Raw genomic sequence first — 12,865 nt, 5'->3', positions numbered from 1 at the left:
TTGTTATTTCTTAGGAAGTATTTTGAAGAAAGTTTTAGCAATTGGCTACGTTTGGCCAGAACCGAATTCATCGGCGGCTGGCAGCCATATGATGTCTCTTTTACGTCTATTTAAGAGACAAGGTTGGTCAGTTGAATTTGCAACACCCGCTCAAGAAACCGAGCACATGATTGATCTCTCTGAAGAGGGCATCACAAGCCAATCTATACAGTTAAATTGCGATAGCTTTGACGATTACATTGAAGAGCTGCAGCCCGATGTTGTGATGTTTGACCGTTTTATGATGGAAGAACAGTTTGGTTGGCGTGTCGAGAAAGTATGCCCGAATGCCTTTAAGTTACTGGATACGGAAGACTTACAGTTTCTGCGTAATGCTCGACACGAAGCGGTTAAGAAAGAAACAGATCTGACCAAAGCACACTTGTACAGTGACTTGGCTAAACGTGAAATTGCCGCGATTTTGCGCTGTGATCTTTCGTTGATCATTTCAAGTTACGAGATGGAACTGCTTCAATCTGAGTTCAATATCGATCCCAAACTGCTTCATCATCTGCCGTTCATGGTTGATCTTAATACGCTTCCTGAAAGCACGAAAAGCTTTGAAGAACGTAAGCATTTCATGACGATAGGCAACTTTAGACACGCACCGAACTGGGATGCCGTACTTCAGCTACAGAAGATTTGGCCGAAGATTCGTAAACAGTTACCTGACACTGAACTTCATATTTATGGATCTTATCCGCCGCCGAAAGCAACCGCTTTGCATAATCCAAAAACCGGTTTCCATATCAAAGGTTGGGCTAAAGATGCTCAAGAAGTGATGGAGCAGGCTCGTGTGTGTGTTGCACCTTTACGATTTGGCGCAGGCATTAAAGGCAAGTTACTTGATGCGATGAAGCTACAGACTCCGAATGTAACCAGCGAGATCGGCAGTGAAGGCATGCTACCGCAAGGTGAACTGCAATGGCCGGGCGCAGTGTCAGATGATATTGATGAGTTTGTTGAACAAGCTGTCGCTCTTTATAAAGATGAAAAGAAATGGCTTAAAGCTCAAAGCCAATGTCATTCAATTCTTGAAGCGCACTATGAACAGAATCAACTGGGCGACAAATTGATCGAGCGACTGACTGCGCTAGGTTCTGAGCTTGATGCGCATCGACTGGATAATTTCTTTGGTTCAATGCTTAAGCACCATAGTATGGCGAGCACTAAGTACATGTCGCAATGGATTGCTGAGAAGAACAAGGTCAAATAGCTGTTCTTTACCAAAGACAGAATAAATCTTAAGCCCTTAGGTTAACACCTAGGGGCTTTTTTCATGCAGGGCGCTTGTTAATTCCAGACTTACAAAACGACACATACTCGCAGTACATTAGCATTGACTAATTTATATTTATTAGTAAACTCTAATTTATAGGTTGTTATGAGTTTATGATGTTTGTGGATAGGAGAGGTTTGTGCTTAGTTTGATTCCTTGGGATGCTTTTTTCGGCGGCATGTTGTTAGGCGTGTCGGCCATTGTTTTAATGTTGGGGATTGGTCGAGTTGCTGGCATTAGTGGCATTGTCAGCCGATTATTGCCAACTGGCACCAGCAACAAAGAACGTAAAGATGCGGATACAGCAAACACCGAAAAACACTGGCGTATCGCCTTTGTTGTGGGAATGGTCGCAAGTGGTTGGCTATTAATTCCAACGGGCTACCAACTTCCGCAGTTAGAAGAGATGAATCTCGCTTTAGTGATTATTGCTGGCCTTCTGGTGGGCTTTGGTACTAAAACAGCGAACGGTTGTACTAGCGGGCATGGCATTGTCGGAATGGCGCGTTTATCTAAACGTTCTATTGTTGCGACCTGTGTATTTATGGGTGTGGCAATCGTAACCGTGTTTATCAAGAATCTGACTGGCTTGGGGGCATAATGAAAAACGCTTCATTTACTATCGTTATCGGTTTGGTCGCAGGTATTCTTTTTGGCTCTGGCATGATCATCTCAGGGATGGTTGATCCTGAGAAGGTACTCGGCTTCTTAGACATTACCGGTAACTGGGACATTAGTTTGGCATTCGTCATGGGTGGCGCGCTATTGGTCTTTGCACCGTTTTATCATCTGGTCATTAAAAAGCGCGCTAAAGCCATCAATGGCGAGCCGTTAGATAGCCGTAACAATCCGTTGATAGACAGAAAGCTGATTCTTGGATCTACAGCGTTTGGCTTAGGCTGGGGGATTGCAGGCTTTTGCCCAGGCCCTGCGGTAACCAGCCTAAGTGGCGGCAACCCGACGGTGTGGGTGTTTATGATAAGCATGCTGGTGGGAATGTGGCTGGCGGATCGTATGAACAAAACGTGTTAGTAGCAAGCTTATAGCTGATTACATTGGCTTTGACGTTATCCGTTCTGAGCTGACCAAGCATAGAGGTTGACTCGCTTTCAGCACGAAAGTCAGTCAGCCTCTTTCTATATTTACTGTTTCTATTATTTTCAGTTATCTACAATCTGCTGTTATCTAAAATCTACTATTTAATAGTCGTTGAAACTGGACAGTGGTCGCTGAGTTTGTAGTCCAGAACATCTTGTGTTTCAAATACCTTCTGCTTTGCAGGAGAAGCATTTAGCGACTCACTCACCACAATATGATCAATAACAGAGCGGAACTGATGTGTGCGATAATTGTTGCGGTTAGAGCGTACCTTACAATCTGCACGGGTCTTTCGTGTCGCTAACTGCGCATCAGTATATTGTGATAACTCTTTCCACATCCAATCTCGTGAGTAAGCGAGGTTATGGTTAAAGTCGCCAAGAATGGCGTAGTCTTCGTTATTGCGCTCTCTTTGCTTTATCCACTTGTTCAGTTGCTGAGCTTGCTCTTTTAAACGAGAACAATCGCGGTTGGACTTATACGCTCCGCTACAACCTGCCTTTAAATGCACAGACAACATGTGAATGGGTTTAAAGTTTGTTTCTACAACGATATAGCTGGCAAACCTAAGTTTACTGTTGGATGTGGTTTCAAGCGGAAAGTCAGCGTAGTCGGTGAGGGCTACTCCTTTACGAACTGCAAATCCCGTGTATTGGTTCACTTCTTTAAATTGGCGGTTGCTGTTCTTAGATAGCGCCCGGTCAGACATCAATATCTTGTATTGATCACCAGCCACACGCTGAATGGCATTTACGTTATCGACTTCTTGAAACGCAACCACGTCTGCGTCTAAGGATTGAAAATAAGTTGCGAGTTTGTCGAAATCAGCTTGATCACGTTTGTCAGAAAACTTATTCACAGCCTCGTTGGTTGATAACCATTCGATATTCCAACTGGATATGGTCAAAGGTTCAGCAAATGTCTGGCTACTGAGTAAGCAGCCTAACATTATCCAGTTTTGAAGTCGTTTCATGCCAAATATCCCTAATTTTGTCTGCCAATATTGATGAGCCGTTATCCTACAACACTTACCAAAAATTCAACTCTTTTTAGGAGTTTTTTTATTGTTACATTGTTTCTTTTCGACTTGAGAACTAGCGTAATAATATTGAATTGATCTTAGTCAGCGTTCTCTTTTTATTGATCCAAATCAATACTCAAAGTTGGTGGTTCTCGTTAAATACGCCACAATATCTAGTGTTAGTTAAACGATAAATCGCTCTATATAGTGTGTTTGTGGATAAGTCTGTGAATACCTCAAGAGTAAGGAGAAGTGGTGAAATCAATCGTAATCAAGCGTGATGGCTCAAGAGCTCCATTCAGTAGAGATCGCATCCAAGCTGCAGTGGAAGCAGCATCAGACAAAGCCGATAAGGAAATTGCTATTTATGCACTGAATGTGGCATTAGCAGTTGAGTTGAAGCTCGAAGACTACGATGAAGTTCATATCTCTGAAATTCAAACTATGGTCGAGAACGAGCTAATGCAGGGACCTTATAAGTCTCTGGCTCGTGCCTACATTGAATATCGTCATGACCGTGACATCGCCCGTGAGAAGCAAAGCGCTTTAACTCGCGAGATCGAAGGTTTGATCGAAGAAAGCAATGTTGATCTGATCAATGAGAATGCCAACAAAGACGGTAAAGTTATCCCAACTCAGCGTGACTTGCTGGCGGGTATCGTGGCTAAACACTATGCAAAAACTCACATTTTGCCGCGTGACATCGTACAAGCTCACGAGTGTGGTGACATTCACTACCACGATCTAGATTACGCACCGTTCTTCCCAATGTTTAACTGTATGCTTATCGACTTGAAAGGCATGTTAACGCATGGCTTCAAGATGGGTAATGCGGAAATCGACACACCTAAGTCAATTTCTACAGCGACAGCGGTAACTGCGCAGATCATCGCGCAAGTGGCGAGCCACATTTATGGCGGTACAACGATTAACCGTATCGACGAGGTTCTAGAACCTTACGTGATGGCGAGTTACGAAAAGCACTTATCTTTAGCGAAAGAGTGGGACATTCATAGCCCAGAAGCTTTTGCTATCTCTCGTACCGAGAAAGAGTGTTACGACGCGTTCCAATCTTTGGAATACGAAGTAAACACGCTACACACGGCTAACGGTCAAACACCATTCGTTACGTTTGGTTTTGGTCTAGGCGAAAGTTGGGGTTCAAAACTTATCCAGCAATCTATCTTGAAGAACCGCATCGCAGGTTTGGGTAAGAACCGCAAAACAGCGGTATTCCCTAAACTGGTGTTTGCAATCAAAGATGGTTTGAACCACCAGAAGCAAGATCCAAACTACGACATCAAGCAATTAGCGCTTGAGTGTGCGTCTAAGCGTATGTACCCAGACATTCTTAACTACGACAAAGTAGTAGAAGTGACAGGGTCATTTAAAACGCCTATGGGCTGCCGTAGCTTCTTGAATACTTACGAAGAAAACGGTGAGTTGATTCATGAAGGCCGTAACAACTTAGGTGTTGTTAGCCTGAACTTGCCACGTATTGCGATTAACGCAAAACAAGATATGACTAAGTTCTACGAACTGCTTGATGAAAAACTTAAGCTAGCTCGTCGTGCGCTAGAAACTCGTATTTCTCGTCTAGAAAACGTGAAAGCGCGTGTTGCTCCAATCCTATACATGGAAGGTGCGTGTGGCGTTCGCTTAAAAGCAGACGACTCTATTGCAGACATCTTCAAGAACGGTCGTGCGTCTGTTTCTCTTGGTTACATCGGTATCCACGAAGCAATGACTGCGCTTTACGGCACAGACGTTCACTTGTACGACGACGGCGAAATGCGTGCTAAAGCGCTTGAGCTGGTGGAATACATGAAGCGTGAAGTGGAATCTTGGACGAAAGAGACAGGTTACGCATTCAGCCTATACGGCACACCAAGTGAAAACCTATGTAGCCGTTTCTGCAGCATCGACACTAAAGAATTTGGTGTGATTGATGGTGTAACAGACCGTGGTTACTACACCAACAGCTTCCACCTAGATGTGCAGAAGAAAGTGAACCCATACGACAAGATCGATTTTGAGATGCCTTATCCAGAAATCTCTAGCGGTGGTTTCATTTGTTACGGTGAATTCCCGAACATGCAGAAGAACATCGAAGCACTAGAAAACGTATGGGATTACAGCTACACACGCGTACCTTACTACGGCACGAATACACCAATTGATGAGTGTTACGAATGTGGTTACAACGGTGAGTTTGACTGTACAAGCAAGGGCTTTACGTGTCCTAAGTGTGGCAACCACGACTCAACCAAAGTATCGGTAACACGCCGTGTTTGTGGTTACCTTGGTAGTCCAGATGCACGACCATTTAACTTCGGTAAGCAAGAAGAAGTTAAACGCCGAGTGAAGCATCTTTAGTAAGCTCTAAGATTATTAGCTAGCTTACTTAGAAGAGCTACGTTTCAAGAAATATGATTGGTATCGGCGCTATGTCGATACCAATTCATTTGTTTCAACTCTCGCTACTTTTCGAGTTAAACCATTAAGCCATCACGAGTTCTCAATACTGCCTTATGAATTATCACCAATATCACCCAATCGACGTTGTAAATGGCCCAGGAACACGCTGCACTTTGTTTGTGTCGGGTTGTGTACACCAGTGTCGCGGGTGTTATAACCAATCGACGCAAAGGTTGGACTCTGGGCATTTGTTTACTCAAGAACTGCAAGACCACATTATCGCTGATCTCAATGATCCGCGAATTAAGCGTCGTGGCTTGTCACTTTCTGGTGGTGATCCTCTTCATCCTGCAAATGTATCTGAAGTGCTTAAGCTTGTTCAGCGTGTAAAAGCAGAATGTGAAGGCAAAGACATCTGGATGTGGACGGGCTACGAGCTCGACGAACTCGACGAAAAGCAGAGGCAAGTACTTGAATATGTAGATACTTTGATTGATGGTCGTTTTGAGCAAGATAAAGCGGATCCAATGTTGGATTGGCGTGGTAGTTCAAACCAAATCATCCATCGATTTACTGATATATAACTGCTGTCGTGACTTTGCACACTCGTAAACGAAAAAGGGCTTCATCGTTAGCGCAATGCTACAAATCAGCCCTTGGGTGTGAGTTCTTTGAATCTATCGCCTGTTTATATAGGAATGTGCTCAGGCTCGTCGATTAGATTGTTGATCCATTTCTTAGAGTGAATTCGCTGGCTAGTTAAAGCGATCTTCGCTAACTCCTCCAGTAACACAATCATCAACACCCATTCTAGCGGCCAACCCAACACCAGCGCAGATTTCTTTTCTGTCCATCGGAAGAATCCACAGAAACACATGCTGCTATACACGGTTAGGGGCAAAGGGTGGTTAGAAAGTGGGGCGTGTCGCTATATTCTAGAGCCGGGGTCGTGCATTACTGTGCCTGCAGGCGTTGAGAATGGCTTTGGGATTGAAGAAGAGACATGGCAAATCGCATGGATCTTTCTCTCGCCAGATAAGCAATGGGATAAAGTAGTGAGTGATGAAGTGAGTTACACGTTGTCTCCGGCCGCAGAAGTCGTCTCGTCGTGCATTCACACTCTATTGAGAAGCATTGCACTGCCTATCGATTTTGGGGGAGCGATTGCCATTCACAGCGTAGCGCAAATAGAATTCATGATTAATGCTCCCGTCCCGCAGCAACAATCTCGAAATTTGATTCGCTTGAGACGTGTGTTCAACAGCGTGCAAAAACAGCTTCATAAAGAGTGGAACGTGCATGAGCTAGCAAACCTATTTCCGTGTTCAGAGCCGCACTTCCATCGCTTGTGCCAACGTTATTATTCTCATAGCCCGATGACTCATATTATGCGTATGAGAATGGAATACGCAGCTCGTTTGTTGAAATCGAGTGATTGGTCGATTCAACATATTGGCGAGATCGTGGGTTACCCGAATGCAGCTAACTTTAGCACTCGCTTTAAGGTGTGGTCAGGAATGACACCAAGACAATTCAAACAGAGTGCTCAATCGTAATTGGGCACATGCAAACATAAGAAGATAGGAACATAAGACGCATAGAAATAAAGCGATTCGAATTGTGTAATGGGTCATTAGGTGTTTGAAATTTGCACTATTTATCCGTTTGAAACGACCAATCTCTGATTACTTATGGTAACTAAGCGCTTCTATTAAAAAATGTTTCTGATTTTAGTCCGAAAATGTTAACGTGAAATCCATTACTTGAATTTCAAAGGGTTGTGACTTTCATGTTTTCACATCTACCAAAACCAACTTTAGATCCAATTTTATCTCTTTCTGTTGCTTACCGCGGCGATACTCGTACTGATAAAGTCGACTTAGGCATTGGCGTTTACAAAAACGATCAAGGCGAAACTCCGATCATGAAAGCCGTTTCTATGGCTCAAGATATCGTTGTTGAAACGCAGAAAACCAAAGCTTACGTTGGCCTAGCAGGCTGTGAAGAGTTCAACCAGAGCATGGTTGATCTGCTGCTTAAAGGGACTTCTGCAATGGATCGCGTTGCTGCGATTCAAACACCGGGTGCAAGTGGTGCACTTCGCATGTTGGGTGACTTAATGAAAGTTTCTCAACCAGACACCACGGTTTGGATTTCAAACCCAAGCTACGTTAACCACAAACCGGTGATGGAAGCGGCAGGCTTAAAAGTTCGATATTACAATTACTTCAGTCCTGAAACGAAGCAAGTTGATACTGCAAGAATGTTGGATGACCTTTCAAAAGCGGGTCCATCAGATGTGGTACTACTGCACGGTTGCTGTCATAACCCAACGGGTGCGGATATCGACTTTGAGGCGTGGCAGGAAATTACCAAACTATCGCAGAAAAATGGCTTCTTGCCGTTCGTTGATATTGCTTACCAAGGCTTTGGTGATGGCTTAGAAGAAGACGCAAAAGGTCTTCAACACATGGCTAACAACGTCGAAGAGATGTTGATTACGACATCTTGCTCGAAGAACTTCGGTTTATACCGTGAAAGAACGGGTGCCGCTATCGTGATTGGCAAAAACAGCGAACACGTTGGCAATGCTAAAGGTAAGCTTCTAACGCTTGCTCGTTCAACTTACACAATGCCGCCAGATCATGGTGCAGCTTTGGTTAAAACAATTCTTCAGAATCAAGAGCTAACCTCGATTTGGAAGCAAGAATTGAGTGAAATGCAGCAACGTTTGTTAAATCTGCGCCAAAGTTTATGTGATGAATTGCGAAATACTTATAACACGTCACAATTTGACTTCATTGAAAGCCATAAAGGCATGTTTAGTGTACTAGGCTTTAAAGAAACTCAAATGAATCAATTACGTGAAGAATATGGAGTCTATGGTGTTGGTGATGGACGCATCAATATCGCAGGCCTTTCCGAATCTCATATTCCTTATGTAGCAAAAGCGATAGCAAACGTTTCAAAATAGAAGGTGACTGAATGTATAATTGGAAAGCGATTGTAGTTTTAATGCTAAGTGGTGGCCTGTTTGCTTGTTCGGCTACAACTCAAGCTCCTGTTGAGCCAGAGCAAAAGCCTCAAATCGAACAACCTGTTGTGGATGACTCTTCAAAAACTGACGCAACAGAAGGCGAGAAAGTAACGGAACCTACTGAGAAGCCTGAAGAAGTAAAACCAACTGAGCCGGAAGTAAAACCTGCACCTGTTGAAAAACCAGTAGAGAAGGTTAGAAAAACAAGTGACGGCAAACTGATTCTTGGTGAAGAAGAGTGGGTGTTTGTTCCTGGTTTAAAAGAAGCGTTTAAAGCACGTGTCGATACCGGTGCAACAACCTCTTCAATCAGTGCAGTTGATATTGTTGATTTTGAACGTGACGGCAAAGACTGGGTTAAGTTCAAGATTGAACACGACGGAATTACAACTGAAGAGATCAGCTTACCAGTAGAACGCTGGGTTAAGATCAAGCAATCAAGCGCAGAAGGCACACAACGACGCGCTGTGGTTGTAGCTTCGATTCAAATTGGCGATCTAAAAGACAAAACTGAATTTACGCTAGCCGACCGAACGCATCTTTCTTTCCCACTTCTGTTGGGTAGAAGCTTCTTTAGAGATGTTGCGGTTGTCGACGTGAGCAAAAAATACGTTCAGAAGAAAATTACTAAATAACAAGTTCTGCTCGTCATCAAAGCTTTTCGTTTGAAGAGCTATAGTTTCAAAGGTGACGAGCTTAAAAGACTTTTAGTGTTGATAAATGAAATCCCTACCAGTTCTGCTGGTGGGGATTTTTTTATTTACACCCCATAACGTATGAAAAGCATCTAAATGGTCTATGTTTACTATTCGTTTACTGTTTAGCCTCGACAACGTGATCGAGATCTCTATATAATCCGCGCTTCGATTTTTGTTTAATCCATACTTTCGTACTTCTTATTTAGGTTCTTGAAATAGCCTAATAATTATCTGTCAGTACACGCTTAGGAATTAGTTCTTTGATATCTACCGCGAACATCACAATGCAATTTGGCGCAGAGCCGCTGTTTGAAAACATCTCTGCTAAATTTGGTAACGGCAACCGTTATGGTTTGATCGGCGCTAATGGTTGCGGCAAATCAACGTTCATGAAAATCCTAAGTGGCGCATTAACGCCAAGCTCGGGCAACGTTTCTATCACTCCAGGAGAAAAACTGGGTGTGCTAAGCCAAGATCAGTTCGCTTTCGAACAGTACAGCGTTATCGACGTTGTGATCATGGGCGACAGAAAACTTTGGGAAGTAAAACAAGAACGTGACCGCATTTACTCTTTGCCAGAAATGAGCGAAGACGACGGCATGAAAGTCGCAGAACTTGAAAGTGAATTCGCGGAAATGGATGGCTACACAGCAGAAAGCCGTGCTGGCGACATCCTAATTCAAGCGGGTATTGAAGAAGAGTTCCATTTCGGCTTGATGCAGCAAGTAGCTCCAGGTTGGAAACTGCGTGTGCTATTGGCACAAGCTCTGTTTGCAAACCCAGATATCCTGCTTCTTGATGAACCAACCAACAACTTGGACATTCACACGATCAACTGGCTTGCTGAAGAGCTAAACCAGCGTAAATGTACAATGATCATCATTTCGCACGATAGACACTTCCTGAACTCTGTGTGTACACACATGGCAGACATCGACTACGGTGAGCTACGTGTCTACCCTGGTAACTACGAGTACTTCCTAGAAGCATCTGGCTTGATTCGTGAACAGCTTTTAGCAAGCAACGCTAAGAAAGCGGCTGAAATCAGCGAGCTTCAAGATTTCGTAAACCGTTTTGGTGCTAACGCATCTAAAGCAAAACAAGCAAGCTCTCGTGCCAAGAAAATGGATAAGATCACGCTTGATGAAGTGAAATCATCGAGCCGTATGAGCCCATCTATTGATTTTGGCGAAGGTAAGAAACTACACCGTCAAGCGCTTGAACTTCAAGACCTTGGTCACGGCTTCGATGGCGAAACATTGTTTGCCGGTGGTAACTTGCTGCTTGAAGCGGGTACTCGTCTTGCGGTTATCGGTGAGAACGGTGTAGGTAAAACCACGCTGCTACGTTGCCTAGTTCAAGAGCTAGAGCAAAACGAAGGTATCGTAAAATGGTCTGAAAACGCATCTGTAGGCTACTGCCCACAAGATAGTACGTCTGACTTTGATAACGACCTGAGCATCTTCGATTGGATCTCACAATGGCGCACAGTGAAGCACGATGACCTTATGGTACGTGGCATTCTAGGTCGCCTATTGTTTACTGCTGACGATGCGAACAAAAAAGCGCGTAACTGTTCTGGTGGTGAGAAGAACCGTCTGTTATTCGGCAAGCTAATGATGCAAGACATCAACGTGCTTGTAATGGACGAACCAACCAACCACATGGACATGGAAGCAATCCAAGCCCTGAACGACGCGTTGAAGGTTTACACTGGCACGCTTATCTTCGTAAGCCATGACCGAGAGTTCGTTTCTTCATTAGCAACACACATCATCGATGTAAAAGATCAACAGCTAGTGAGCTTCCAAGGTACTTATGAAGAGTACTTAGATCACCAGAAAAAGATGCTGATGGTTAGCTTATAAAGCAAGTCGCTGGCTCAGGTCGTGAACGACTAAAAGCCAGCGAAACTAACAAACAAAAAAGCCCCGAACATTAATATGTTCGGGGCTTTTCTATGTAATATGTTTAGCTATTTATTACTCAGTAACTAAACCTAAGCTTATCAATAAAACCTAGATACGAAATCTAGATTAGAATCCGAATCGAGCCGACATTAAGATTTGGTGGCCGTAAGTGCCGTTATTACGCAGATCTACACCAACAGACAGTTGATCTGTTGAGTGAAAACGAGCACCAAAACCAACGATAGATTTACTGTTATCGGTATCAATCAGTTGGCCAAATCGAGCATTGACTTCAACGTTAGCAACGATCCAGGCTTTGATTCCTAGGTTAACTTCAGTTTTGATATTATTTTCGTCATGACGTTCTATATTATGCAATAACATTTGGCCATAAATATCAGCAAATTGACTAACAGGGCCGTTAAAACCTACACCTGCAGCAATATCCCAATCGTTTTCAAAACCACTATCCGCACGCCCAATAAAGTGCGCATTTTGCGTGAATAGAGTGGTTATTTCTCCACCAAAAGTGCTCGGACTTGCTCCCATGCGCAGCTCGAATGTGTTGTAGTTAAAGTTGTTTGCAGACGCAGAGAATGAACACAGTGCAGCTAGCCCTAAAAGGGCAGTCTTGTTCGTACAACTTGGCATGGTGACTCCATATAAATTATATTTTTCGGCAGTATAATACAAAAAAGCCTGCAATATGCAGGCCAATTATTTGAAGTCGGTATTTTTATATTAATCGCTTATAGAACCTGGATGTGGTCCACTTCGATTTCAGGTGTCTTACCACCTTCATATTCACCGAAGATACGAACTTTTGTATCAGCGGTCAGTGGTTGTGCTAGGCGGATATCATCATCAAGTTCGATTTGAATTTCACTCTGGCCATCAGAGAAGACAAACGTGTCATTCTTAAGTTGACGAACGATCTTGCCATCCACAATTGCTTCTTGCTCTGCGAACATGCTTGTGTCGGCAAGTAGTGTCGCAACAGAAACGGTTTCAATTGGGCCAGTATAAGCAATAGCGCTTTCGTGCTTGTTGCTGTTGTGGTCACTAGCCATTGCGAAAGTAGGAGCAAGGATAATAGTAGATGCGATAGCTAATACAGTTTTTTTCATGGTGAATCCCTTAATGTTGTTTTTAGTAGAAACGTTTTTCTGAATTTGAAACGTTTCTTTTCGTTAGTACGTTTTTTGTTGAAGCGCCTGTTATCGTTCACAAGCTTCGTTTCGATGGAGCTATTAAACAACACTGGGGTTGAATCCAGAGTGAGTAACACATTCATTTTCCATTCATTTTATTGAGCATCTACTCGGCAATGACGTTAAGATGGTCGCAGAGAAATATTGCCCACAG

General features: G+C 43.5%; 11 protein-coding genes and 2 pseudogenes. 9 read left to right on the top strand and 4 right to left on the bottom strand.

Annotation, left to right across the window (positions count from 1 at the left end; translation table 11 throughout):
* Positions 1-22: 22 nt before the first annotated feature.
* From AB4161_RS03980 to AB4161_RS03970, 3 genes are all read left to right on the top strand, one after another.
* Positions 23-1,255 carry a glycosyltransferase gene (locus AB4161_RS03980; protein WP_372082848.1) on the top strand — a complete coding sequence of 411 codons (1,233 nt, stop codon included), beginning with the start codon at positions 23-25 and terminating at the stop codon, positions 1,253-1,255.
* Positions 1,256-1,457: 202 nt separating this feature from the next.
* Positions 1,458-1,919, top strand: coding sequence for a YeeE/YedE family protein (locus AB4161_RS03975; protein WP_010429747.1), 462 nt, complete (start codon positions 1,458-1,460; stop codon positions 1,917-1,919).
* Positions 1,919-2,350, top strand: a complete 432-nt coding sequence (locus AB4161_RS03970; RefSeq protein ID WP_016787649.1) for a YeeE/YedE family protein — start codon at positions 1,919-1,921, stop codon at positions 2,348-2,350. Before AB4161_RS03975 ends, AB4161_RS03970 begins: the two co-directional genes overlap by 1 nt.
* Before the next feature lie 163 nt (positions 2,351-2,513).
* On the opposite strand, the gene AB4161_RS03965 is transcribed toward AB4161_RS03970, so the two are convergent.
* Entirely contained in the window at positions 2,514-3,389 is an 876-nt protein-coding gene (locus tag AB4161_RS03965; RefSeq protein ID WP_017064569.1) for an endonuclease/exonuclease/phosphatase family protein, read from the bottom strand.
* 303 nt (positions 3,390-3,692) lie between these two features.
* On the opposite strand from AB4161_RS03965, the gene nrdD reads away from it, so the two are divergent.
* Both nrdD and nrdG read left to right on the top strand, forming a co-directional pair.
* Positions 3,693-5,813: an anaerobic ribonucleoside-triphosphate reductase gene (gene nrdD / locus AB4161_RS03960; RefSeq protein WP_048613547.1), complete on the top strand. Its 2,121-nt coding sequence runs from the start codon at positions 3,693-3,695 to the stop codon at positions 5,811-5,813.
* A 155-nt stretch (positions 5,814-5,968) separates the two neighbouring features.
* On the top strand, positions 5,969-6,439 hold the full coding sequence (gene nrdG / locus AB4161_RS03955; RefSeq protein ID WP_017069098.1) for an anaerobic ribonucleoside-triphosphate reductase-activating protein: 471 nt from the start codon (positions 5,969-5,971) through the stop codon (positions 6,437-6,439).
* 104 nt (positions 6,440-6,543) lie between these two features.
* Here the strand turns inward: nrdG and AB4161_RS03950 are convergent.
* A pseudogene (locus AB4161_RS03950) lies at positions 6,544-6,693 on the bottom strand (MATE family efflux transporter); the annotation flags it as partial.
* Between AB4161_RS03950 and AB4161_RS03945 the strand changes: the two are divergent.
* The 4 genes and pseudogenes from AB4161_RS03945 to AB4161_RS03930 form a co-directional block, all read left to right on the top strand.
* Positions 6,692-7,411: pseudogene (locus tag AB4161_RS03945) on the top strand (AraC family transcriptional regulator); the annotation flags it as partial. The pseudogenes AB4161_RS03950 and AB4161_RS03945 overlap by 2 nt on opposite strands.
* A gap of 233 nt (positions 7,412-7,644) precedes the next feature.
* A complete protein-coding gene (locus AB4161_RS03940; RefSeq protein ID WP_017060118.1) occupies positions 7,645-8,829 on the top strand; it encodes an amino acid aminotransferase in 1,185 nt (394 codons plus the stop codon).
* A gap of 11 nt (positions 8,830-8,840) precedes the next feature.
* Positions 8,841-9,527 carry an ATP-dependent zinc protease gene (locus tag AB4161_RS03935; RefSeq protein WP_017069095.1) on the top strand — a complete coding sequence of 229 codons (687 nt, stop codon included), beginning with the start codon at positions 8,841-8,843 and terminating at the stop codon, positions 9,525-9,527.
* A 323-nt stretch (positions 9,528-9,850) separates the two neighbouring features.
* Positions 9,851-11,458 (top strand): ABC-F family ATPase, encoded by a 1,608-nt coding sequence (locus AB4161_RS03930; protein ID WP_080582218.1) that lies wholly within the window; start codon positions 9,851-9,853, stop codon positions 11,456-11,458.
* Positions 11,459-11,626: 168 nt separating this feature from the next.
* On the opposite strand, the gene AB4161_RS03925 is transcribed toward AB4161_RS03930, so the two are convergent.
* Entirely contained in the window at positions 11,627-12,151 is a 525-nt protein-coding gene (locus AB4161_RS03925; protein ID WP_372082847.1) for a hypothetical protein, read from the bottom strand.
* 98 nt (positions 12,152-12,249) lie between these two features.
* A complete protein-coding gene (locus AB4161_RS03920) occupies positions 12,250-12,627 on the bottom strand; it encodes a YgiW/YdeI family stress tolerance OB fold protein (RefSeq protein ID WP_048608277.1) in 378 nt (125 codons plus the stop codon).
* Positions 12,628-12,865 lie beyond the last annotated feature (238 nt).

Source organism: Vibrio sp. 10N.286.51.E5 (assembly GCF_041469125.1).
Classification (GTDB): Bacteria; Pseudomonadota; Gammaproteobacteria; order Enterobacterales; family Vibrionaceae; genus Vibrio; species Vibrio crassostreae_C.
Note: the sequence above shows the minus strand (reverse complement) of the source record. Positions and strands in the feature narration are given on the sequence as shown.